Raw genomic sequence first — 24827 nt, 5'->3', positions numbered from 1 at the left:
GAAAAATCACTTCTAAGGCTGATTCCATATAGACAAGCTAAATTTGTTTTTAGTATGCTTAAATTTGCTTTTTCTTAGCATACGACTTTTGTGTTTGAGCGCTTTGAGCGCACCCTTTCTACTGACAGTTGCCATAGATGACTTTTGGTTATTTGCCATATCATCGTTAGCATTGTCGGTGTCTTTGTTGATAGTCACATCATCAGAATTATTATCATCATTGTCTTCTAAACTGACATTTGTTTCATTGCTATTCGTATCGCTATGGTCTTCTGAGGCGTCATCCTCTGTTTTAACAATATTGTTTTCCATATGATGTTCAAGCTCCGCTTGATTGACAATCAGCTGCTGGGTTGGCAATGCATGTTCGACATCATATTTTGCGACTTGGTTTAATACATCAACGAACACCACGTTTTGCTTATCATAAAACTCCATCACATCATTGGCATTGATATATGCCTGTAGCTGAATGACGTAGCAGTCTTGGCGTAGCTCTAAAATATTAACTTGATTCCACTCTTGGTTGGTCATCTCATGCTCTTTTAAAAACTCATCTAAGTCTTTGACCATCTTGAAGACCACATCGATATCCGCAGTACGCTTCAGATACAACTGATGAAAGAAGCGGAACATATCACGCGAGGTAAAGTTTTCAATCTGCATCGATGAAAAATCACCGTTTGGCACCGTGACAACGGTCCGTGTCAATGTGCGCACACGTGATGAGCGAATACCGATGTCAATAACAGTACCTTCATAAGTGCCAAATTTGCAATAATCACCGATACGTACTGGTGAATCCGCGACGACTACGACACTACCAACAAGGTTTTCAATGGTCTTTTGTGCACCAAGTGCCAATGCCAAACCACCCACACCCAGTGCAGCAATACCTGTGGTTAAGTCAAAACCCAAATTACCAAAAATGACAATGACCGCAAATATTAAGAGTAGCGCTTTGACGACTTTTCGGAGCAGTCCCAAGATTGAGACACGCTCAGTATAGTTTTTCTTATAGCTTAGGTTGACCGCTCGAGTAAATATGGCATCAATAACTCGTAATAGCAGCCAAGTTAGCGCAAGCCAAGAAGCAATATCAGTAAAGCGATTGACTGGTTCGCGCAGCGTGACGGACACACCTGCATAGACCATCACTTCAGATAAGATCAGCGCCATAATGACCACAGAAAGCGGCAGTATCACTTTGTCAGGTAATGGCAAAGGCACGCCGCGCACACGAGGATAAACAATCCTCAATAGATGGTATAACAGCCATACTGCGATATAAGTGAGGACAAAGCTACTCACAATCATGGATAGCGCAGCAACCAAATCAGCCAGCTGATAACCAAAGAGCTTTTTGCCATCTAATGAATCCACCGTGTAGCGCGATACCAAGGTCGGCTCTGAGTTTTCTATCACTTCCGGTATAGAACTCAGCGTCTCACTCGAGAACTGCCAATACTGCTCGTTCTCCTTGGAGACCACTCTTTCTAGTAACAACGACACACTTTTTTCACCGATGTTAATCACACCGACATTTTCTTGACTTGGTGGTAGTTGATCGGTGAGATTGCCCTCAGGGGTATTACTGATTTGCAAATCAGGTTGGAATCGCCCACCCGCATCAAGCGCTTGTTTAAACTGACGTACGACAGTCGTTGGGTTATCGGACTTGGATAAATTTAGATAGTTACTTGCCAGCAAGTAGTCGTTTTCGCTCAGCGCACTGATAAAACCCTGTACAGTATGACGCGGTGTATCTCGCCCAAATGAATCAGGTAAAGGTGTAGCTACCGTCTCCTCACTACTATCACCATTCACGCCAAGCGCGCCCGCATCCACAGCAAAAGCAGTATGCGGCACCACCATACTCAACACGGCAGCCAGCACCAGCGCTATGACTATAGAGGATATTTTGATGATGGAATTTAGGAGAGAGGACGCGGTACTGGGAGTCAGATTATGCTGAGTAGACAAAACAAACCTCTTAACTTTATGAGTGGCACAATGAAGAACACATAATATCGGCACTATGATAACAATTATTTATAACAGCAGTGCTTTTGATTATAGGTTTTTGTCGCTAACTGTGTGAGTCAGTTGTTTTTAGCGCTCTGTGCAATCCATTCCGCTTACTAAAATAATAGGCGTTAATAAAAAAGTAGCTCTCTAATTAATAATCAGCATCTCATCATGAATTATATTCATCCTACCGTGAAGAAACATTAGGTTAAAGTGGTTTATAAAGGCGGAACTTTTGTAGATAATGAGCACAGTTTTGCTTATATACTGTTTTTTGTAACTTTTGACACCTTTTACGTCTTAATAGTTATTTTTTATGTCTGTATTTTTTAATTTGATTATTTTGGAATTGACCATGTCTTTATCACGTTCATCTTCACGTACCTATCTTCGCCTAAGTATCTTAAGCACGCTTGGTTTATTTGCAGTCAACACAGCAATGGCGGCGACCCCTGAGATAATCAATACTAACGATAGCGAGATGCCCCAAGTTGAGCTTGACAAAATTGTCGTAACAGCCACGCGTACGCCTACCAAAACCAGTAATGTGATTGCACAAACTCGCGTGATTGATAAGGAAGAGCTACAGCGTTATCAAGGTCAGACGGCACTTGACGTTTTAAAACGTCAGCCAGGGTTCAGTCATTACACCAATGGCGGCTCAGGGACTACCTCAAATTTTTATATGCGCGGTTATGATAATAAACAAATATTAGTACTTATTGATGGTATACGGTATAGCTCGTTAAGTGCGGGCGGCGCCGCGTTAAACTTGCTACCTGCTGATCAAATTGATCGAATTGAAGTTCTCTATGGAGCATCAGGTTCTAGCATCTACGGTGCGGATGCGATGGGCGGTGTCATTCAAGTATTCACTAAAGGCGGCAATATAAATCGAAGCAGTATGTCAGTTACCGCTGGTGTCGGCTCAAATGATCAATACTTATACGGTGCTAGCGCACAGTTCGCTAACGAGACTGGCACGACATTGAGTTTGTCAGCTAGTCACAATGAAGATGACGGCATTAGCGCCAAGCTGCCTAATGCAGTTGGTTATAATAAAGATGAAGATGGATTTGAAAGCGACAACGTAAGTATTGCTTTAAATCAACGTATTAATGATCAATGGTTGGCAGGCGCCAGTGCTTTGTACAGTAAATCCACTACCGATTTTGATGATGGTGATTATGAGAATGCTCATGCTGATCAAGAAAACGGTAGCGCTCAAGCATACGTAGATTGGCGTTATCTACCAGGCTCTTCACTTAAATTACAGTATGGTCACTCAATTGATAAAAGTGACTCTTCTAGCGAATACGGTGGAGTGTTTGACAGCAAACAAGATCAAATCAGCTTAGTAGGTCAACATCAACTTGCGGTCGGCCAAGGCGTTTACGGCGTTGAGTACCTAAATCAAAGCCTAGATAGTAGTGAATATGACATTGATGATCGCGATGTGACCAGTACCTTTTTAGGCTATGTTTTGGCAACTAACCAGTTCGATGCCCAAGCTAATATACGTTTTGATGACAACTCACAATATGGTGATGAAACCACTTATAATTTCGGCGGCGCCTACCATATTAACCCTGAATGGCGTATTGGTACCAGCTACGCAAAAGGGTTCCGCGCACCTACGTTCAATGATATATACCCTGGATATGGTGGCAACCCTGATCTACAGCCGGAAACCAGCGACAACTATGAAGCCTTTGTTGAATACAGCACACCATTACAAGCTACACGGCTGACTGGCTATTATAATGATGTTGATGATCTAATTTCGTTTCCAGAAGGCACAGCTGTCAATGTAGATAAAGCTGAAATTAGAGGTGTATCATTAACATCTGATTGGGTTATTGATAGCTATTTATTTGGTGGTAGCTATGACTATCAAGATGCTAAAGATAAGAGTGACTATACTGGCAGAGTAGATTTTAGTCAGAATGCCATAGATTACAGTGGTAACCACCTTCCTTATCGTCCTGAACATAAAGGATTAGTCTACATAGGCTACCGTTTACCAAGTTTAGATATACGCGCTGAATATCAGTATGTGGGAGACTATTACAGCAGAATTACCAATACTGACGCTCAATTTGTAGACAATTATGGATTGCTGAACATCAGTGGTAACTATAAGCTTACTGATAACTTGTCTATGACGGCACGCTTAAACAACATCACTAACGAAGATTATATAACAGATATTGGCTATAATACTGACGGTACTAACTTTTTCACCTCTTTAACCTATAACTGGTTCTAAGCCTGTCTAGCAGTATAAAAATCCTATCATTATCAAAATAAATTAAGGTCATCAATCGATGGCCTTTTTTTGTATGAGTAAATACTCCAAACGCTTACTATTTATATCAAGCAAAAGGTGACAATTAACCACTCATCTATTACAATAACGACCTCCGAGAGGTGTTGCGCCATAACAGTGATTTACCGCATTAACATTCTATCGTTATGCAGTCACAGGTTATGTTAGGCTCGGTTAACTGTTGGCTACCTATTCTTGGTCATCAACAGCGCAAACAACGGCACCTGCGTTTTTATTCTTTTTATCATTCGTTAACCACTGATAGGAGCATATTATGGACGCAGTGTCTACTACACCCTCTGCCCATACGATCGATCCCTCTTTTACTGACTATAAAGTCGCTGACATCAGCCTTGCTGATTATGGCCGCCGTGAAATTACCCTTGCCGAAGCTGAAATGCCTGCCCTAATGGGCTTGCGTCGTCGCTACGAAGCAGACCAGCCGCTAAAAGGCGCGAAAATCGCTGGCTGTATCCACATGACTATTCAGACTGCTGTCCTCATCGAGACACTAGTCGCACTAGGTGCGGAAGTCCGCTGGACCTCATGTAATATCTTTTCGACCCAAGACCATGCTGCTGCTGCGATTGCTGCTGCTGGCATCCCTGTTTATGCGTGGAAAGGCGAAACAGAAGAAGAGTACGAATGGTGCTTGCGTCAGCAAGTACACGTTGGCGGCGAAGCCTCAGGTCAGCTGTGGGATGCCAACTTAATCTTAGATGATGGCGGTGATTTGACAGCTCTTGTTCACAATGACTATCCGCAAATGCTCGATATTATCCATGGTATCTCAGAAGAGACCACCACTGGTGTACACCGTTTGGTTGAGATGTTGAATAAAGGTACATTAAAGGTGCCTGCCATCAACGTCAACGATGCAGTTACCAAGTCTAAAAATGACAACAAATACGGTTGCCGTCATAGCTTAAATGACGCTATCAAACGTGCTACCGATATGTTCCTTGCTGGTCGCCGCGCTTTGGTTATCGGTTACGGCGATGTAGGTAAAGGCTCTACGCAAAGCTTACGCCAAGAAGGCATGATTGTCCGTGTGTCAGAAGTGGATCCTATCTGTGCCATGCAGGCATGTATGGACGGCTTTGAAGTATTATCACCATACATCGACGGTGACAACACTGGCGGTGCAGACAGCATCAACAAACGCTTGCTTGAAGACACAGACTTGATTGTCACCACGACTGGTAACTATCACGTTTGTGACCGTCATATGCTAGCGGCCCTTAAGCCTGGTGCGGTTGTATGTAACATTGGTCACTTTGATACCGAGATTGATACTCAGTTTATGCGTGATAACTGGCGCTGGGTTGAGATCAAGCCACAGGTGCATCAAGTATTCCGCTCAGATGATGAAAACGATTATTTGATCTTGCTTGCCGAAGGTCGCCTAGTGAACCTAGGTAACGCAACTGGTCACCCATCACGTGTCATGGACGGGTCATTTGCCAACCAAGTATTGGCTCAAATGTATCTGTTCGAAGAAAAATTCGCTGACTTGCCAGCTGACCAACGTACTGACAACCTATACGTAAAAGTATTGCCTAAGAAATTGGATGAAGAAGTGGCCGCTGCGATGGTTGCAGGCTTTAACGGTACATTGACTAAGCTGACCCAAAAGCAAGCTGAATATTTGGGTGTGCCTGTCGAAGGTCCATTCAAACCTGACGCTTATAAATACTAAAAGGAGCCTGACTGTGAGTAAGCCTGCTTTCTCCTTTGAGTTCTTTCCTGCAAAAACCGAGCAAGGTCACGAAAAGCTTCTTAGCACTTATGATGAGCTAAATAAGTTGTCACCGGCGTATTTTTCGGTGACCTACGGTGCGGGCGGGTCAACTCGTAGCCGTACCTTAGACATCGTACAAGCACTAAGCGCGCGCAGTGAGACTGAAATTGCGCCGCATATGTCTTGTATCGGCGATGACAAAGCGCAAATCGCTGAGTTACTTGAGTTTTATAAAAGCTTAGGAATCAGACGTCTTGTCGCACTACGTGGCGATTTGCCATCCGGTCAGGTGGGTATGGGTGAGCTGCCATTTGCGGTAGATTTGGTCAAGTTCATTCGTGAGTACTCAGGCGATCACTTCCATATCGAAGTGGCGGCCTATCCTGAGATGCATCCACAAGCGCGTAGCTTTGAGTTTGATGTTGACAACTTGGTGAATAAGTACCGCGCTGGTGCCAATGCATCGATCACGCAGTTCTTTTATAATGCAGACAGCTATCTGTATTTGCGTGACACGTTAGAGAAACGCGGTATCGATACCATTGCCCAGCCATTGGTAGCTGGCATCATGCCGATCACCAACTCTAGTAACCTGATACGCTTTGCTGATAGCTGCGGCGCTGATATTCCGCGTTATGTGCGCAAGCGATTGGCGGATTTTGGCGATGACAGCAAATCTATTCGCGAGTTTGGTTTTGATGTGGTGTATCGCTTATGTGAGCGCTTAATGAGCGAAGGCGTGCCAGCCATGCATTTTTATAGCATGAACAAAGTTGAGCCAAATAAACGCTTGGTTGAAGCATTAGGACTTACTGTTTAATACTTGATAATCTTGATCATTAAGCAAATATATAATGAATTTATAACTAACTGGCGCTCTTCGGAGTGCCAGTTTTTTTATTGGAAAATTTTATCTACTGGACATTCATGTATCAAAAAACACATTTCATCTTAATGTATTTCTTAAATTTTTCTGACTATATGATAATGTCGTTTATCCGTTGAGCGCTGTTATCTGGCAGTAATTATCATAAAAGGAATGCCTTTCGTGGCATCAAGTGATATTCTATTGGGTCAATAATAACCGCTCACAATCAAATAATAGGAATAAGACCAAGTGCGACGTTTTTTTTATGCCATTAATAACGACAATATTGATGCTATGCCTTTACCTAAGCTGGGTGACCTACCTCTAGGGAGCCACGTTGAGTTGCCAGACAGCATCGTCCATCATTGGTGCCGAGTGCTGCGTGCAAATATCGGTGATCAAGGTATCTTGTTCGATGGATTTGGTGGTGAATATAAGGTAGAGCTAAAAGCAATCAGTAAAAAAAACGCGACGGCTACTCTCCTCACTTATCTAAAGGATGATCGTACGGCGCCTATTATTAGTAAAATCGGCTTAGTAATGAGTCGCGGCGAGCGTATGGATTATGCGGTACAAAAAGCAACCGAGCTTGGCGTCACGGCTATTCAACTGCTTAGTAGTCATCATGGCGAGGTCAATCTAAAACCTGCACAAATCGAGAAAAAACTGGCTCACTGGCAGCAAGTCGCTATAGCAGCCTGCGAGCAATGCGGCCTGAATCGCCCACCTCTGATACTTGCCCCACTATCTATCAATGAATGGCTGAATCAACCTGCGTCTGATGCGTTGAATACAGCAACAATGGTCAGTCCTATCGTCTCTATACTCAGCCAAGACACTTATTATCAAGTGCTACGTAGCGCTGCAAATCTACGTATGCAGATGAGTGTGCCAGCAGCTGGACAACCTGCAAAACCCGAGAAACTGGCCTCAGTTCTCAAGCAAGAGTCTCCCTATATTGAACTATTGATTGGTCCTGAAGGAGGTCTCAGTGACGATGAATGTCAAAAAGCCGAATCTGTAGGTTTTATGCCTTGGCAAATTGGCAGTAGGGTATTACGTACAGAGACAGCACCCGTGGTTGCATTGACTACTTTACTCGCTTTGTATGGTTAAAATCAGTATTATTAATGAGATTTACTATCATTTATAGACACTTTAAAATAGAACTTTTGTTTTGTATTGTGTAGAATCAAAAGTGATCTTAGTTCTAATTTAGTAAATTGAATCACAGTACTTATTTTTTATAAGCCTTTATTTTTTGTGAAACATTATTATGAGCAACTTTGACCCCATTCCAGTATCGATTAAACAGCGACTCATGGCCCAACTGTGTGAGCAGATCGAAGATGCTATTTTTGTGCTAGACAGTAATTTACGCTATCTATCTGTCAATGCCAGCTATGAGCTTATGATTGGCTATAAAGAATCCTTTTTGGTCGGTCGTCCACTCGGTATTTACGCGGCTGAATTTTTGTCAGAAGAAGAGCAGCTTATCCTAAAAGAGATTAAGGATAATTTAAGAGAGTCAGGTTTCTACGAGTTGGATTTTTCCATGGCCAATCGCTATGGTGAGACGATCGATTGCCAAATCACCTATCGTAAAATTTGTATCGACCAAACGGTATTTCATGTGGGTATGCTACGCGACATGTCTGCCGTCGTTAAAGATCAAAAGCAGGTTGCTCATTTACTCAACTACGATCAACTCACTGGATTGCCCAATCGCAAAGTGTTTTTGAGTCAGGCCAGTGACGTTTTATTAGACACTTATCAAGAAGTCGTGATTGTACGTCTCAATATAGACCGCTATCGCAATCTGGCAAGCTTGCTGGGATCTGAGGGAATAAACACTTTAATACAGAAGTTTGTGAAACGTATCAAAGAGCTCCATTTAGAGCATTTACGCTGCTTTTCCCACTTTGGCGGGGATGACTTTGCGTTATTGTTTGAGTGTCAAGATGGCAATATGGTACGTCATCAATTAGATACGCTCATGCAGATGTGCGAGATACCCTTCACAATGAATGGAAACGCGGCCACAAATGCAAATATCTACTGCCATATTTCTGTAGGCGTCAGTTACTTTCCCAAAAATGATGCTCAGGTAACAGGACTGTTGAGCAAAGCAGAAAAAGCCTTACAGTATGTCAAACAACACGGCGGCGATGATATCCGTTGGTATGACAAAACGATTGAGGAAGCCACTTCAGGTAGCCTACAGTTAGAAGCCGATCTGAGAGCAGCATCGGCTGAAGGACAGTTTATACCCTATTATCAACCAAAATTCTTATTGGATACGGGGATTATCACAGGGTTTGAAGCACTAGTTCGCTGGCAACATCCCACTCGCGGTCTACTCAAACCAAAACATTTTATCGATGCTATTTTGACCCATAAGCTCTCGTTTGAGCTGTTTTCACAGATGGCTAACAAGATTGCCCATCAGTTATCTGAATGGCAACAGCAAGGGTTTTGTCAGCATATCTGCATCAATGCCGATGCGGCCGAATTTAGTCATCCTGAATTTTTTGACATGGTGAGCGGCCTATTGGTACAGCACAATATTGCGGCGTGTCAGTTGCATATCGAAGTGACCGAATCCTCTTTGATTCAGCGCCATGATGATGTCAGAAAACAACTCAACTCTCTCAAAGAATTGGGCGTCCGTCTTGCCTTAGATGATTTTGGTACGGGCTATGCATCCTTGAGTTACCTGCAAGACTACCCCTTTGACTTTATCAAAATTGATAAGAGCTTTATCTCAAAAATTGATACCGACCGTACTCAGCATGCCATTGTAAAAGCCATTCTAGACTTGGCAGATGCTCTAGACATGCATGTGGTGGCAGAAGGTATAGAAACCGAACAGCAGCGCGATGTGTTGCTCGATATGGGCTGCAAAAATGGACAAGGCTATTGGTTTGGCAAACCTGTGCCCGCTGATGTGGCCACTGAGATGCTGGTCAAACAGTATGCCACCGAATAGCTCTTGTTTTCTGGGTATCATAAAACCGCTTATTGGCGCCTTTGCCTCTGAAGCGGTTTTTCTTTATGTGAACGTTATTTTTATGATGAAAATTGGCTGATATAACTCTGAATCTTTGATCTGTCCTGTTGTATATCGGTCAATGTTTCATAGGGTTATTAATGATTCAGATTGAGGCCTAACGTTGATTGCACAATCGATGCAAGACAGGTTCATGACTTATCAGTGCTTTCACCAAACTTGTATAATCGCTAATGAAAGCCTATCTTTTATAGTGAATTTGTTAGAGCACATTTAATCTTTCTTTGACTCTGACAATCACCACTCTTTTCAACACTATTTTATGTAATCGATAGCATGGTTGACCTGCTTCACTGTTTATCATTTATTTAGATTTCCAGACTGGCTAGGTAAGAATAACGCACTAGAGGATAGTGCGACCATATGCTCATTGTTGGCTATGATCGGTTACATTCTAAAAAGGACAGGAAGTTATGCAATACAAAGCGCCCTTACGTGATATTCAGTTCGTGATGCATGAGCTACTCGATAGTGAAAGCCATTATAAAACATTACCAGCGTTCCAAGAAGCTGACCGCGAGCTAATGGACAGCCTATTTGAAATGGCGGCAAGCTTTGCCGAAAACGAGTTGTCACCACTGAATCAAAGCGGCGATGCAGAAGGCTGTAAGTTTGACAATGGTAAGGTCACCACGCCAAAAGGCTTTAAAGAAGCTTATAAGCAGTACTGTGAGCTTGGCTTCCCTGCTTTATCTGCTGAAGAAGAGTTTGGTGGTCAAAACATGCCGTTCTCACTATCAACGGTCATCAATGAGATGGTCGGTACGGCTAACTGGTCATTTTCTATGTATCCTGGCCTATCGCATGGCGCAATTCAAACCATCGAGCACCATGGCACTGATGAGCAAAAACAAACTTACCTAGAAAAAATGGTCACCGGCGAATGGTCAGGCACCATGTGCTTGACAGAAGCCCATGCGGGTTCTGACTTGGGTATTATCCGTACCAAAGCTGAGCCAAATGATGACGGTACTTATAGCATCACCGGTCAAAAAATCTTCATCTCAGCAGGCGAGCACGACCTCACCGACAACATCATTCATATCGTTCTAGCCCGTCTACCAGGCGCGCCTGCTGGCACCAAAGGCATCTCACTGTTTATCGTACCTAAAGTGTTGGTCAATGAAGACAACAGCCTTGGCGAAAACAACAACGTCGTCTGTGGCTCTATTGAGCACAAAATGGGTATCAAAGCGTCTGCGACTTGCGTGATGAACTTTGATGGTGCAAAAGGCTACTTGATTGGCCCAGAAAACCGCGGTTTACAGTGCATGTTTACCTTTATGAACGTCGCTCGTATCGGTACTGCTGTTCAAGGTTTGACCGCAGCAGAGTACGCGTTCCAAGGCTCATTGACTTACGCAAAAGACCGCCTAGCGATGCGCGCGCTATCAGGTGCCAAAGCGCCAGAAAAAGTCGCTGACCCAATCATCGTTCATCCAGCGGTTCGCAACATGCTGTTGACCGAAAAAGCCTTTGCCGAAGGTGGTCGTGCGCTGGTTTATTACCTCTCACACTTTGCCGATACCGTTGCCAAAGGCGAAGGCGATGACCTGAAGTTTGCTGACCAAATGCTGTCACTATTGACACCGATTGCTAAAGCATTCTTGACTGAAACGGGGCTCGAAGCTGCCAATCACGGCGTCCAAGTGTATGGTGGTCATGGCTTTATCAGTGAATGGGGCATGGAGCAAAACGTCCGTGATACCCGTATTGCTTGCCTATACGAAGGCACCACTGAGATCCAAGCTCTTGATCTTCTTGGACGTAAAGTGCTGGGCTCGCAAGGCAAACTGCTTGCAAACTTTGTCAAAATTATCCAGACGTTCTGCCAAGAGCACAAAGACAATGACGAGATGGGTCAGTTCATCCGCCCGCTTGCCAAACATGTCAAAGAATGGGGTGATCTAACATCACGTATTGGCATGCAAGCCACTGAAAACCCAGACGCTGTTGGCGCTGCTGCGGTTGACTACATGTACTTTAGTGGTTATGTAACTTTGGCTTATTTATGGGCGCGTATGGCATTGGTTGCTCAAACCGCTATTGCCGACGGCACTGGCGAAAAAGCATTCTATGATGCCAAGGTTAAAACGGCTCAGTTCTATTTCACTAAACTACTACCACGTACCACGACCTATGTACAGCGTATCAGCACAGGCGTTGAGCCATACATGAGCATGGATGTGGACCAGTTTGCTTTTTAATTAGCCCCAAATCCCTCTTATATCGTATTTTTATCGGCAACATACTTCGGTGTGTTGCCGATTTTTTCGGTATGGGTCTTACTGTGCTGATTATGATCGTTGATAGCAACCAGTCGCGTGCTTTTTATAAGTAGTTGCTCTGTCCAAAACCTACTTAATGACTGCAATAGTGGCTGCTAACTTTTGGTGCACGCACAATTCACGAAGAAATACACCCGCCTACAAGCTTATTTGTTAAACTTTGAACATGAATCGCTAAGGTTACATCAAGAGAACAGTTGATAATCTTAACAACTCCAATTTTATCTATTTAAACCAAAGGAATGTTTATGGCTGTTTATAACGCCCCTCTTAATGACATGCGTTTTATATTAAATGATGTATTTAAAGCGCCACAATTTTGGCAAAATAACGAAAACCTAGCTCATGTCGATACCGAAACCGTCGATATGATTTTAGAAGAAATGGCAAAACTGTCAAAAAACGTTTTGTTGCCTATCAACCGTAGCGGTGACGAAGAAGGTGCAACCTTTGAGGGTGACGGCGTTGTTACTACGCCAACAGGTTTTAAAGACGCGTACAAACAGTATGCTGAATCAGGCTGGGTTGGCTTAAGCGGTAACGCTGAATACGGCGGTCAAGGCTTCCCGAAAATGGTTACCATGCTCACCGAAGAGATGGTTTTTACGGCCAACCAATCGTTTGCCCTATACCCGAACCTAACCGTCGGTGCAACGCTGTGTCTGAATGCCGCTGCCTCTGAAGAACAAAAACAGACTTACTTAGAAAAAATGTATAACGGTGAATGGTCTGGTACCATGTGCTTGACAGAGCCGCATGCGGGTACTGACCTCGGTATCATCAAAACCAAAGCCGTGCCAAACGATGATGGTAGCTATAATATCTCTGGTACCAAAATCTTTATCACTGGTGGTGAGCATGACCTCACTGACAATATCATTCATTTGGTATTGGCAAAAACCCCCAATGCGCCAGAAGGCTCAAAAGGCATTTCATTGTTTGTCGTGCCAAAATTCTTGGTCAATGAAGATGGTAGCTTGGGCGAGCGCAACACCTTGGCGGTTGGCTCTATCGAGCACAAAATGGGTATCAAAGCGTCTGCCACTTGCGTGATGAACTTTGATAACGCCAAAGGCTGGATGGTTGGCGCAGAAAACACCGGATTATCTTCTATGTTTATTATGATGAACTATGAGCGTGTGACCATGGGTCTGCAAGGTCTTGGTGGCTCTGAGCTGGCTTATCAAAACGCAGCATTATACGCCAATGACCGTGGTCAGGGTCGCAGTGACACTCAAATCCAAAGCCCAGAAAAACCTGCCGATGCCATCATCCACCATGCTGATGTGCGCCGCATGCTGCTAAATGCCAAAGCCAACACCGAAGCGTCACGCTGCTTTGCCATGTATGTCGCCAAAAACCTTGACGAAGAAAAGTTTAGTACTGACCCAGAGGCCGCTCAAGCCGCGGCGGCGCGCGTTGCCCTACTGACGCCAGTTGCCAAAGCCTTCTTAACCGACAAAGCACTAGAAGCCACGGTTGATTGCCAGCAAGTATTTGGCGGTCATGGCTATATCCGCGAATGGGGTATGGAGCAAATCGTTCGTGATACTCGTATTGCGCAGATTTATGAAGGCACCAACGGTATTCAGGCACTTGATCTGTTAGGCCGTAAAGTGGCAAAAAATAACGGCAAATATGTCACCCATTTCTTGGGTGAGATTCGTGATTTTGTTAACAATATGCAAGCGGATCATGGTATCAAACAAGCCACTTTAGATGCAGCGGATACGATTGAAGAGCTCACCACAACGGTGCTGAACAATATTGGCGAACGCAAAAACGAAATCAATGGCTGCGCGGTTGACTACATGCATGCGTTTGGCTACCTTGCTTACTCATACATGTTTGCGTTGATGGTAGAAGCCGCTAATGGCAAAGAAGGCGATTTTTATACCAATAAAGCCAAGCTTGCAGATTACTTCGTTGGCCGTATCTTGCCACGTATCAATGCGCATGCACAGATGGTTAAAGCTGGTAGTGACCCAATGATGAACTTTGATCTTGACTACTTTGATGTACCAGCCAGCTAAATGCTCATCATGAAGACCCGATAAAGCCATGAAAAAAGGACAGTTCAATGACTGTCCTTTTTTTTGGCAAAATAACTGCTAACAAAATAATTCACTATCGATGCTTGGTTACGATTAAAATAGCGCAAGATAAGGTGTCACTTAAGTGCCATAAAAAGCCATGATTCCTAACAATATCATGCACAGTGTTAAATAATAAAAACGATTGAAACAACCACAATAAAGGGTGCGACGTGTCAGAATTAAAACGCATATTACAACAGATTACAGCCCTAAGTGATGTGCCCGATCCTGCGGTGCTCAAACGCTTGATCGAGGAACTACGAGTCAGTGACAAAGAACCTGCTTTAGCCAACCAAAACATTCAAGCCCTTATTGATATTCTCCATCAACATCCAGAATACGGCGACGGACTCTCTAGTTTTGTCCTAAAATTGATTATCCAGTATCGTCAAATCACGCTATATACCGATACAGGTATTATGTCGGATCAAGGATTCTTTAATAGCTTAAGACGATTGGTCGGACATCGGTTTTTGCCGATACTCCCTCAAGATGACTCCGTCGTTGAACTGGTTGGTTACTTGTTTGATAAGCGTACTGATGAGCGCTGGCTTGCCAATATCGAGACTCAGAAATGGGACGAACTCGTGCAGCTTCTGAGGGTGGAAGAAAAACACCTAGACTTGGTTGCTACAGCAAAGAACAGTATTTTGAATGCGATTATTATTTTGTCTTATCGCATCAGCGGTCTTGGCTTACATCCTGATTTGATGGACGCTTATCCGCAGATGCTCAACTACTCTGCTTCTTTTGTTGCTCAAAACCAAGAAGCGGTGCTCTTTGTTAATCAATATAGACAAGCGCACGAGCTTGACACCTTAACCGACATTACCCCAGAGCAAGCCGTTGATCCAGCGCCATTGCTGGTTATGATTGAGCAATGCGAAGACATTGTTGCCACCATTCGCAAACGGATCTACAAAACAGGTATTTCTATTCGTTTGACCAATATGATGCTGCGCTTAGATCAAAGCTTGCAGCGCATGCGTATCTTGATAGAACTTGTCACAGACGACAATCAAAGAAGAGATCGCGCCGTCATTGAGTTGATCCAGACCCTGATCACCACTACCAATCGCCGCTATAGCATTGGCCATTTGATTGATAACAACACAAAACTGCTGTCACGTAAAGTCACTGAAAATGCCAGTCGCGTGGGTGAACACTATATCAGCACCGATAAGGCTGGCTATCAAAAGATGCTCAAAAAGGCCTCTATTGGCGGTTTTGTCATTGCCTTTATGGCCACCATAAAAATACTGGCTTACCAATTGGCGCTCGCACCGATGGGTCGAGCATTTATTAACAGTATGATTTATGGCTTAGGCTTTGTTTTCATTCACGTGATTCGCGGAACGGTCGCTACCAAGCAGCCAGCCATGACCGCTGCCGCTATTGCTTCTACTATATCTGAAGGCTCTGGCAAGAAGTCTCATCAGTTAAATAAGCTATCAGAGTTGGTTGTTGATATTTTACGTACTCAGTTCATCGCTATCATGGGCAACGTTATGTTAGCGATACCCGTTGCACTTATCATCTCTTTTGCTTGGTTACAGTACACAGGCGCACCGATGATTGGTACCGAAAAAGCAGGTCATCTACTCCATGACTTGGATCCATTTCATTCATTAGCGCTTCCTCATGCGGCTATCGCTGGCGTATATTTGTTCTTAGCGGGTTTGATCGCGGGTTATTACGACAATTTAGCGGTCTATAACAAAGTAGGTGCGCGTATTCAACGTCATAAACTACTACAATATATACTGCCTGTATCATGGCTTAAACGCTTAGGCGGCTTTATAGAAGCGAACTTGGGCGCTATCATGGGTAACTTTTTATTCGGGGTTTTCTTAGGTAGTACAGCAACCATCGGCTACATATTCGGCTTACCAATTGATATTCGCCACATTGCTTTTGCATCAGCGAACTTGGCACACGGATTGTTCAATATATCTGCTGATGACATCAGCTGGAGCCTCATTCTGATTTCTATATTGGGTGTGGCGCTTATTGGTATGGTCAACTTGATAGTCAGTTTTTCGCTGGCGTTATTCGTTGCTTTACGTTCAAAAGAAGTGCGTTTCTTTGAATGGAGTCGTCTCACAAAGCTAGTGTTTGGACATATCATTAGCCATCCTTCTGACTTTTTCTGGCCACGCGACAAGCCAATGAAATATGCACGCATCGATAGTCAAGGTCACATGATATTTGATGACACTTCAGCACAAAAAAATGGAAAAGCCATACCAAGCAATTATGTGGTACGCCGATTGTCTGATGTCAAAATATTACCCGAGTCTAAGCAAGCAGTAGCAAAAAACGCGGAAGCGAGTACAGACATATACTATGACAGTCAACCACAAGGCGATCACACCCAACCTCACAACTCTCCTAAGAAGGTTGTCAATCTTGATGATGGTCTGGCAGATGAAGAGCTAAATAGCACGCCTTATACCGACGATATCCAATATGACAAAGTCACCAAGACGCTCAATACCATCGATAATGAGGATACTGTTGGTCACAAGTCAAATCATGCGGATGCTGATGGCAAGTCTACTGGCGATGCCAAAACACCTTTGCCAAAACCTAAAAAGCCGCCAAAGCTGCCTGATTAAAAGGCTCGCTTGGACGGCTTTATGCTTGGTGAATTATTGAGATTAAAACTATTTGGTACAAGGCCTGAAGCACTCACACAACTTAGCTAAAGCTTTTACCCCTTAATCTTGAAAATATGGGCGTAGAAGCAAAACTCTCGCACAGCTCAACAAACTTAGGATTCAAAAATCATCTAAAATAATGAGGAGCGGGCTCAATAAGATATTGGGATAGATTACTAAACGAGGACAAGAATGAATATAGCCAGTCATAGCAAACTGGAAGAATCTATGAAGGACGTTGCATCAACCTCCCTTGTAAGACTCATCTATGTTAGTAGAGTTAATACCACCGATAGATCTGTATTTGAGCATATCCAAAGACACTCGCATGTCTACAATAAAAATAATAAAATTGCAGGTTTTCTATGCAATGATGAAAAAAGCTTCCTTCAATGCTTAGAAGGCGCAAAAGACGTTGTATTTTCTCTTATGCAAAGAATATTTAAAGATAGGAACCATAAAAAAGTAGACGTCGTTGCTGTTGAGCAGGTCAGTCAATGCCGCTTTGAAGATTGGCGTATGCACAGTCTTAACTTAAGCGCCAGCAATTGGCATAGACTGTCTGATCATGCGCAGTTAGGAGAGATCTCACCATTCAAACCAGAACACTGGCCATACTGGTTTATTGAATACTTTATTGAATGTGTGAGGAAGTTCGACTACTCTAACATCAGTCATGACACAAACTACATCACCTTTGATGACTTAGGTTACTCTGAGCTTGAAGAAAAGTTAACTCAAGATAATATCTTATTATTTATATTTCTTGGGCTACTGGTCGCGTCAACCGCCGCTGTCCTATTATTCAGGTACGACGTTATTCCTTAATGACTCAGTTAGACACCTTATTAATCATTTGAGCATAACTCAATGTTAATCATCTCAGTATATCTCAGTTGAACCATTAAAACAGGGCTGTTAATTGATCAATAGCCCACTTGAAACAGACGGCATTTGTGGACCTATTTAAAAAGATTATTTAGGCTTTTATACTAAGGTATTTGTAGTCCGGGTATTTGTAGCCTACGTTATGAACTCGGGCACTGTGCACTTGAGGCTATTACCTTGCCGTCGCTGAGACGATACGCCAACAGACAGTTGCCCCATACACACCCACCATCGAGTGCACGCGCATGTGGTAAATCAATCTCGCCTTGTAGCGCGGCCCAATGACCAAATAGTATCTTACGCGTGCGCGGTACTTGCCACTCAAACCATGGTAAAAAATCGGTTGGCATAGGCTCATCTAGCCCAGCATTAAAATCAAACTCAAGCAAACCATCCTGCTGACACAGGCGCATACGAGTAAAGTAATTGGCAATTGCTCGCATTCTGGTAAAGCCTTCAATACCTGAATGCCATTTATCGGCTTTTTTACTATAGAGATTTGGCAGTAGTTCATCAAGCTGCTCTAAGCTCCCTTGCAGCTGCGATTCTAGCTCTTTTGCATATGTTGCTGCTGCCTCAATACTCCAATGTGGTGGAATCCCTGCATGTACCAACACCGTATGCTCATCTGGATACGCCAATATCGGCTGCCTGCGTAACCACTCAAGCAATTCATCACAGTCATCCGCTGCAAAAATTGGCGCAGTTTTGTCTTTGCTCTTGAGTTTTGCAGCGCCGCGCCAGACTGCAATTAAATTGATATCATGATTGCCTAATACCGTTGCTGCAGCGCCCTGCTCACACAACGCTTTGACGTCGCGTAAGGTATTTAATGAGTCCTCACCACGCGCTACCAAATCACCGGCGAACCATAACTTGTCTTGATTAGGATCAAAATCTAATGTCTTTAGTAATTGTAGATAAGCCGCGTGGCAACCTTGTAGGTCACCAATGACATATTGATGGCGAAAACTCATAATCCCTCTATGATTTTTATATAATAATTGGTCATTATTTACATTAAACGTCTATTGACGAGCCTGATTGCTTAGATTGACAAAATCTGTAACGCTCAACGTCTCAGGACGTGCCTGTGGGTCGATACCGCAAGCGGCAAAATCATCCTCACTCAGCGTCGGCAGCAAGGTTGATTTTTTGAAGATAGCGCGAAGCGTCTTGCGACGATGGTTAAAGGTCTCACGTACCACAATGGCAAAATACTCTTCATCCTCTGCTACTATCGGTTTGTCAATATGCGGCGTTAGGCGAAAAACGGCACTGGTGACTTTGGGCGGTGGATTAAAAGCGCCGCGAGGCACAGTCAGCAAATAATCTGTATCACAGTAATACTGCATAATCACAGACAGACGACCGTAAGTTTTGCTACCAACGTCGGCTGTGATGCGCTCAACCACTTCTTTTTGTAGCATAAAGTGCATGTCTTGAATGACATCAGCAAACTCAAGCAAATGAAACAAAATAGGCGTTGAGATGTTATATGGTAAGTTCCCGACGACACGTAGCTTACCGCGCTCCTCGCTGTAAAGCTCACGATAGTCCACATGCATGGCGTTATCTTTAATAATCGTAAAATTTGGATGGCTATTGGCACCAATACGAATGCGCAAGCTGTCTGCCAAATCGCGATCCAACTCTACGACTGTCATCGCATCTACTTCTGCCAATAAAGGCTCGGTCAATGCGCCCATACCAGGCCCAATCTCAATCAAATTGTCATCGCGCTCGAGACGAATGCTTTCCACGATTTCGCGAATGACGCTGGTATCATGCAAGAAGTTTTGACCAAAGCGCTTACGCGGTTGGTGCTTGGCTGTACGTAAACTGTTAGAAATGGCTTGAGCATCAAATGTAGAGTTGGACATAAGAGAGTCTTAATGGATAAAAGATAAATGAGAGATGATAGCAATGTGCTGGTGTTATAATGGCAAATTATAACACAGCTCATAATTAGGCTGTGTTTTTGAGGTAGTTTATCTATAAGTCATCTAAAATGTATCACAACCGACATGGCACTTTTTTGTTCTCGAACCATCTAGCATAAGACCCATAATGGGAATAAGGATGGTACCCTAATGAGGACTTGAACTCTTGGCTGTGAGCTAATGGTATTAAGGTTTCAACTTGCTGAGATAGCCACAGTGTACTTCATGATGTACTTACCATAGATATTCTATCTATGATCGGTGCGCTAGTGAGGACTTGAAGAGACCATCCCAGATTCTGTGTAACTGACGTTTAGATTAAATACTTACACAAAATTTAGGAAGGTCTCCCAGATTCTTATCAAAGACTTCATCATCTATTATTCGCCAAACGGCAACTTGCTGATGGTCTTTGGTGGTGACTAGATTTAAAGTTTGTTCAATCATTGCTTGAGGTCTCATATCCTTATGATGTTTATTTGCTTCAAACCCAGTTACTTTACACTTAGCGGTTTAATTAAGCTACTTACTTGAGCTATTTGCTTCAGTTATTAGGCTTGGCTACTTACTCAACTTCAATATTCTAAAGGCGCCCTGAATAACTACAGCAAATACGATGCTACCAATAATCAAATCAGGCGTACTAGAGTGTAACCAATTAACCAAAATCCCTGCAACAATTACCCCTAAATTGATAATCACATCGTTTGAAGTGAAAATCATACTGGCTTGCATATGGGCTTCTTCTTCTTTGCTTTTCGATTTTTGTAGTAAATAGAGGCAAATCGAGTTTGCAATTAGCGCAAGAATCGATATGACTATCATGGTAGAAAAGTCAGGTAACTGCTCATTGCCAAAGAAACGTCTTAGTACTTCTAAAAAACCAAGAATCGCTAGCGTAATTTGAAAATATCCGGCAATTCTAGCAATCCGTTTTTTCTTAATGACCGTTCCACCGACCGCAAATAAGCTAATTCCGTACACGAAGCTATCTGCTAACATATCTAAGCTGTCGGCGACCAACCCCATCGAACGAGAAATCAGTCCCGTGCTCATTTCAATAATAAAGAAAGCAAAGTTAATGACCAGCACTATCCATAGTAGCTTTCTTTGCTCAGCATCTTTTTTGTGACTAGAGTCAGCATCAATTTTAAAATTATTGTTGGGATCAGAGGGGTCAATGGTTTCGGTCGAGAGTAGGGTGTCTCCTAATTTTAGGTCATGAATAGCAGTCTCTATCCCTTCTATATTGTCATGATGAAACACAGTTAATTGACGGTTAGGAATGTCGAACTCAAGATGTTCAATATTCGAGTGGCCCTCTAATTTCATTCGGATTAGGTTTTCCTCCGAAGGGCAGTCCATCTTCGATATTTTAAAAGTTGTTTTATTCATAGTTACATTTATATCCGGGTGGTGGTTCAAAAAGTAGGCTGAAAAAAAACAGGCTGAGAAATTGATAAATAACCCCAGTTCGGGATAAGCGCTCAAAAAAAAGATAAAAAAAGAAGTCCGAAGTTGCTAAAGTGAGTTTACCAAGACAAACTTCACAACAAGGACTTCTTACATGGACAACCTAACCGAACTCTACTGCCATATTGACGACTTTTATTAGCAATTCAAACCTGAGTTTGACGCTCATTTAATCGCAACGGGACACCAAAGGTTAAGAGCATGCCAGATAAGTGTAGCAGAAATGATGACCATCTTGGTACTGTTTCATCAACTGCGGTATCGACAGTTTAAGTCTTTTTACTACCACCATATGCTTGGCATGATGAAACGGGCGTTTCCAAATCTGCCGAGCTACTCGCGATTTATAGAGCTTGTGCCGCGCAGTATCATGCCACTGTGCAGCTACTTGCAAAGCATGATGGGCGACTGTACGGGTATCAGCTATATTGATTCAACCAAGATAGCAGTTTGTCATAACAAGCGTATCTACCGTCATAAAGTCTTTAAGGGACTTGCAACCCGAGGCAAAAGCAGCATGGGCTGGTTCTATGGCTTTAAGCTACACGCCATTATCAATCATAAGGGCGAGCTTGTATCTGTTAAAGTCACTGCGGGTAATACGGATGACAGAGTGCCTGTTAAGGATATGGCAACGCCTGTGTTTGGCAAGGTGTTTGGGGATAGAGGCTATATCAGTAAAGCCCTAAACGAGTGGCTCACAAAACACAATGATACCACGTTGATAACCAAACTTCGGCGTAATATGAAACCCCAATTACTTGAGCCTATGGATGAGGCACTACTCAATCATCGCTCTTTGGTTGAAACGGTGTTTGGAGAGCTTAAAAACTTGTGCCAAATCGAACACTCACGCCATCGTAGTGTCACGGGGTTTATCACAAACTTGCTGTCAGGTTTAATTGCTTATTGCTGGTTTCCCTATAAACCCACCATCAAAAATATGCCTCAGCAGGGACAGGTAGCAACATTGTAAATAGTATCAATGAGTTACAATGTGGCTTATCCCGAACTGGGGTTAAGTAGTTAAATGAATAGTAATAAATAACGTTAAACCAAGGATTTAGCGTCTATATTAAAAAGGCTATTTAGTAAGATTGAAAAAGCCAACGTCCTATTATCAAAGGACGTTGGCTTTTTAATGGGTAGAAATGATGTGGAATTTATCTACATTTAAACGATTAATTTAGCGCGGTTAAGGTTTGCTCAAACGCTGCGCGCCCGATTTCACCCACTTGCTGATTGACCAATTGCCCGTCTTGATAATACAGCAATGCTGGCGGACCAAATAGTTTATAACGCGCTAAGATTGCTTTTGAATCCGCTGTTGTCTCCGTGATATCAAGTCTGACCAATTGCCAATCTTGCATTTGCGCAGGGCGATTATGAAATAAGTTTTTCTCCATAATCCGGCATGCAATACACCATTCGGCGGTGACATCGACCAGCACTTTAGGATTGGCGGCGACAATGGCATCTAACTCAGCCAGCGTCGTGACCGTCTTATCGGTTGCATTACTGGTGGCTGGTTGACCAGCAGTTGTCTGCAGCACCGGAACCGCAGTTAGGGAGGCAAGCGGATGCAAGCTGTCGTCATTGCCCAATGCGGCGCCGACGATTAAACACGTCGCCCAAATACCAGCGATTAAGCCTAGCGCTTGGGTCAGCATCCGACCTTTGCCTAGCCAGCTCCACGCCCACATCGCCACGACCATAAACCACAGCGCCCAAACCATCAGCATCACAGGCGAGATAAAGACGCGTTCAATTAATAACAATGCCACGGCAAAAAGCAACAAAGCAAAGCCCTGCTTGACCCAGTTCATCCACTCACCCGCTTTTGGCATGATTTTACCTTGGGTCGCGCCGATTAAAATAAGCGGCGCTGATAAACCAAAACCGAGCATAAATAAAGCCGCAAAGCCAAGTAATGGACTTCCAATCGTTGATACAGCAAGCAGCGCCCCAAATAAGGGTGCCGAAACACAAGGCGATACCACGAGCGCCGATAAGAATCCCGCAATTAAACTGCCGCCCGTACTACCAAGCTTGCTATCCCCCGCTTGGCTTAGACCCTGCATTTTACTACTGATAAATCTCGGCAGACGAATGCTAAATACGCCCAACATATAAAGGGCTAATAAGACAAAAACGATGGCAAACCCAATTAAAATAATCGGATTTTGTAGCCAACCGATAATGCCTAACGATTCGCCAAATACCGCAATGACCGCGCCTAAAATACCATAAGCGATGGCAACACCAATAGCGTAGCTGGTCGTTAAAATAACACCGCGTTTTACCGTTGGATTGTCTTCACGCGCGACGATATTGGCAACAATCGGTAGCATCGGTAACACGCATGGCGTCAATGCCAAGACCAACCCTGCCAAGAACAATAACACCAATGCCAACCACGGATGCGAAGCTAAGCCAAAAGGGTCACTATTAATGGCGTTATCAACGACAACGGTATTGTTTGTTGCAGCAGCATTATTTATGACAGCGTCATTGTTCGCTGCTTCACTTGTGACATTATCGCCTACCACTTCTTCATCGGCTCCAGAGATGGTATTGATTGCACCAAGCTCTGCATCTAACGCTTCGTCATCTAACAATGCATAATCAATCACCTCGTCATCTGGCGTAGTTTGCTCTGTAGCAAGACTATTGGTAACTGTCCCATCTGTAGAGGCTTGCGCAGTTTCTACATTGCTGTTATTGCTCGCAGAAACTGTAGCAGTACTACTTGAACTATTGGCTGCCGATTGTGAAGCAGCAGCGATATTGACTGTGGTTTTTATTTTCTCCGGTGGATAGCATAGACCCGCTTTGGCACAGCCTTGCCAACCTATTGTCACGGCGGCATTATTTATCGCCTTGCCATTACTACTACTCAAAATGGTAGTAGCAACCATATTGGCTTGGTCAAAGACCAATACTTGACCAAAGGTCGGATCATCTATGGAGATAGGCTTTTGGCTAAAGGTAAAAGGTGCGGCGCTCACGCCTGCAGGCAGCGTTAGCTTAATTTGGTCTTTATAAACATAGTGCTCAGGCGTAATGTCAAAGTTAATCGATAAGCGCGTGCCATTATTGGTCGGTTTGCTGCTACTGCTAACTTGAAACGCTTCATCAACAGGCAAAAATTTCGGTTGGGCAGCACTTTTATTACCAAATAAATCACCCAATCCTGCCGCTTGCGATGCCACTGGCACGGCCGTCAGCCCAGTCGCTGCTAGCCCTGTCAATAATGAACCCGCGCTGAAAGCGAACGCCAACAGATAAGATTTTTTCGACGATTTATTTTGCGTTAATGACGGAGACTTTTCTGCGCTCTTAAGGGACATGAAGGGCTACCTATTATTTCCAATATTCGAATTGACCAATTCACTGTCTGTATGGACTTGTCTATTTACAACCCCAGTTCGGGATAAGCCACA

At 43.5% G+C, this 24827-nt stretch carries 14 protein-coding genes and 1 pseudogene; 10 read left to right on the top strand and 5 right to left on the bottom strand.

Annotation, left to right across the window (positions count from 1 at the left end; genetic code table 11):
• Positions 1-12: 12 nt before the first annotated feature.
• On the bottom strand, positions 13-1926 hold the full coding sequence (locus tag PSBA01_RS11525) for a mechanosensitive ion channel family protein (protein WP_406947895.1): 1914 nt from the start codon (positions 1924-1926) through the stop codon (positions 13-15).
• 457 nt (positions 1927-2383) lie between these two features.
• Between PSBA01_RS11525 and PSBA01_RS11520 the strand changes: the two genes are divergently transcribed.
• The 9 genes from PSBA01_RS11520 (at position 2384) to PSBA01_RS11480 (ending at position 17908) form a co-directional block, all read left to right on the top strand.
• Positions 2384-4297: a TonB-dependent receptor plug domain-containing protein gene (locus tag PSBA01_RS11520; RefSeq protein WP_071003612.1), complete on the top strand. Its 1914-nt coding sequence runs from the start codon at positions 2384-2386 to the stop codon at positions 4295-4297.
• A gap of 334 nt (positions 4298-4631) precedes the next feature.
• Positions 4632-6056 (top strand): adenosylhomocysteinase, encoded by a 1425-nt coding sequence (gene ahcY, locus PSBA01_RS11515; RefSeq protein ID WP_186474424.1) that lies wholly within the window; start codon positions 4632-4634, stop codon positions 6054-6056.
• Between the two features lie 13 nt (positions 6057-6069).
• On the top strand, positions 6070-6918 hold the full coding sequence (gene metF / locus PSBA01_RS11510; protein ID WP_093070763.1) for a methylenetetrahydrofolate reductase [NAD(P)H]: 849 nt from the start codon (positions 6070-6072) through the stop codon (positions 6916-6918).
• A 342-nt stretch (positions 6919-7260) separates the two neighbouring features.
• Complete coding sequence (locus PSBA01_RS11505; protein ID WP_416383520.1) at positions 7261-8082, top strand: 16S rRNA (uracil(1498)-N(3))-methyltransferase; 822 nt, start codon at positions 7261-7263, stop codon at positions 8080-8082.
• A gap of 160 nt (positions 8083-8242) precedes the next feature.
• Positions 8243-9955: a GGDEF domain-containing phosphodiesterase gene (locus PSBA01_RS11500; protein ID WP_186474420.1), complete on the top strand. Its 1713-nt coding sequence runs from the start codon at positions 8243-8245 to the stop codon at positions 9953-9955.
• A 494-nt stretch (positions 9956-10449) separates the two neighbouring features.
• Complete coding sequence (locus tag PSBA01_RS11495; RefSeq protein WP_093070758.1) at positions 10450-12243, top strand: acyl-CoA dehydrogenase C-terminal domain-containing protein; 1794 nt, start codon at positions 10450-10452, stop codon at positions 12241-12243.
• Between the two features lie 329 nt (positions 12244-12572).
• Positions 12573-14357, top strand: a complete 1785-nt coding sequence (locus tag PSBA01_RS11490; protein WP_186474418.1) for an acyl-CoA dehydrogenase C-terminal domain-containing protein — start codon at positions 12573-12575, stop codon at positions 14355-14357.
• Between the two features lie 233 nt (positions 14358-14590).
• On the top strand, positions 14591-17038 hold the full coding sequence (locus PSBA01_RS11485) for a site-specific recombinase (protein ID WP_186474416.1): 2448 nt from the start codon (positions 14591-14593) through the stop codon (positions 17036-17038).
• Between the two features lie 270 nt (positions 17039-17308).
• Positions 17309-17908 (top strand): BLUF domain-containing protein, encoded by a 600-nt coding sequence (locus PSBA01_RS11480; protein ID WP_167669404.1) that lies wholly within the window; start codon positions 17309-17311, stop codon positions 17906-17908.
• 200 nt (positions 17909-18108) lie between these two features.
• On the opposite strand, the gene PSBA01_RS11475 is transcribed toward PSBA01_RS11480, so the two are convergent.
• The 3 genes from PSBA01_RS11475 to PSBA01_RS11465 all read right to left on the bottom strand — a co-directional run bounded on the left by PSBA01_RS11475 (position 18109) and on the right by PSBA01_RS11465 (position 21306).
• A complete protein-coding gene (locus PSBA01_RS11475) occupies positions 18109-18945 on the bottom strand; it encodes a symmetrical bis(5'-nucleosyl)-tetraphosphatase (protein WP_071001638.1) in 837 nt (278 codons plus the stop codon).
• A 51-nt stretch (positions 18946-18996) separates the two neighbouring features.
• Positions 18997-19851, bottom strand: coding sequence for a 16S rRNA (adenine(1518)-N(6)/adenine(1519)-N(6))-dimethyltransferase RsmA (rsmA, locus tag PSBA01_RS11470; protein ID WP_071001639.1), 855 nt, complete (start codon positions 19849-19851; stop codon positions 18997-18999).
• A 621-nt stretch (positions 19852-20472) separates the two neighbouring features.
• Entirely contained in the window at positions 20473-21306 is an 834-nt protein-coding gene (locus PSBA01_RS11465; RefSeq protein WP_186474414.1) for a cation transporter, read from the bottom strand.
• A gap of 172 nt (positions 21307-21478) precedes the next feature.
• Here PSBA01_RS11465 and PSBA01_RS11460 point away from each other — a divergent pair.
• Positions 21479-22360 (top strand): annotated as a pseudogene (locus PSBA01_RS11460) (IS982 family transposase).
• Between the two features lie 205 nt (positions 22361-22565).
• On the opposite strand, the gene PSBA01_RS11455 reads toward PSBA01_RS11460, so the two are convergent.
• On the bottom strand, positions 22566-24734 hold the full coding sequence (locus tag PSBA01_RS11455) for a protein-disulfide reductase DsbD domain-containing protein (protein WP_186474412.1): 2169 nt from the start codon (positions 24732-24734) through the stop codon (positions 22566-22568).
• Positions 24735-24827: the final 93 nt, after the last annotated feature.

The organism is Psychrobacter sp. KCTC 72983 (assembly GCF_014280455.1).
Taxonomy (GTDB): domain Bacteria; phylum Pseudomonadota; class Gammaproteobacteria; order Pseudomonadales; family Moraxellaceae; genus Psychrobacter; species Psychrobacter pacificensis.
Note: the sequence above shows the minus strand (reverse complement) of the source record. Positions and strands in the feature narration are given on the sequence as shown.

What these genes read in the sequence shown, in the direction of transcription:
- PSBA01_RS11520 (WP_071003612.1), top strand. Translation starts at nt 2,384, where the DNA reads ATGTCTTTATCACGTTCATCTTCACGTACCTATCTTCGCCTAAGTATC.
- ahcY (WP_186474424.1), top strand. Translation starts at nt 4,632, where the DNA reads ATGGACGCAGTGTCTACTACACCCTCTGCCCATACGATCGATCCCTCT.
- PSBA01_RS11505 (WP_416383520.1), top strand. Translation starts at nt 7,261, where the DNA reads ATGCCTTTACCTAAGCTGGGTGACCTACCTCTAGGGAGCCACGTTGAG.
- PSBA01_RS11500 (WP_186474420.1), top strand. Translation starts at nt 8,243, where the DNA reads ATGAGCAACTTTGACCCCATTCCAGTATCGATTAAACAGCGACTCATG.
- PSBA01_RS11495 (WP_093070758.1), top strand. Translation starts at nt 10,450, where the DNA reads ATGCAATACAAAGCGCCCTTACGTGATATTCAGTTCGTGATGCATGAG.
- PSBA01_RS11490 (WP_186474418.1), top strand. Translation starts at nt 12,573, where the DNA reads ATGGCTGTTTATAACGCCCCTCTTAATGACATGCGTTTTATATTAAAT.
- PSBA01_RS11480 (WP_167669404.1), top strand. Translation starts at nt 17,309, where the DNA reads ATGAAGGACGTTGCATCAACCTCCCTTGTAAGACTCATCTATGTTAGT.
- PSBA01_RS11475 (WP_071001638.1), bottom strand. Translation starts at nt 18,945, where the DNA reads ATGAGTTTTCGCCATCAATATGTCATTGGTGACCTACAAGGTTGCCAC.
- rsmA (WP_071001639.1), bottom strand. Translation starts at nt 19,851, where the DNA reads ATGTCCAACTCTACATTTGATGCTCAAGCCATTTCTAACAGTTTACGT.
- PSBA01_RS11465 (WP_186474414.1), bottom strand. Translation starts at nt 21,306, where the DNA reads ATGAATAAAACAACTTTTAAAATATCGAAGATGGACTGCCCTTCGGAG.
- PSBA01_RS11455 (WP_186474412.1), bottom strand. Translation starts at nt 24,734, where the DNA reads ATGTCCCTTAAGAGCGCAGAAAAGTCTCCGTCATTAACGCAAAATAAA.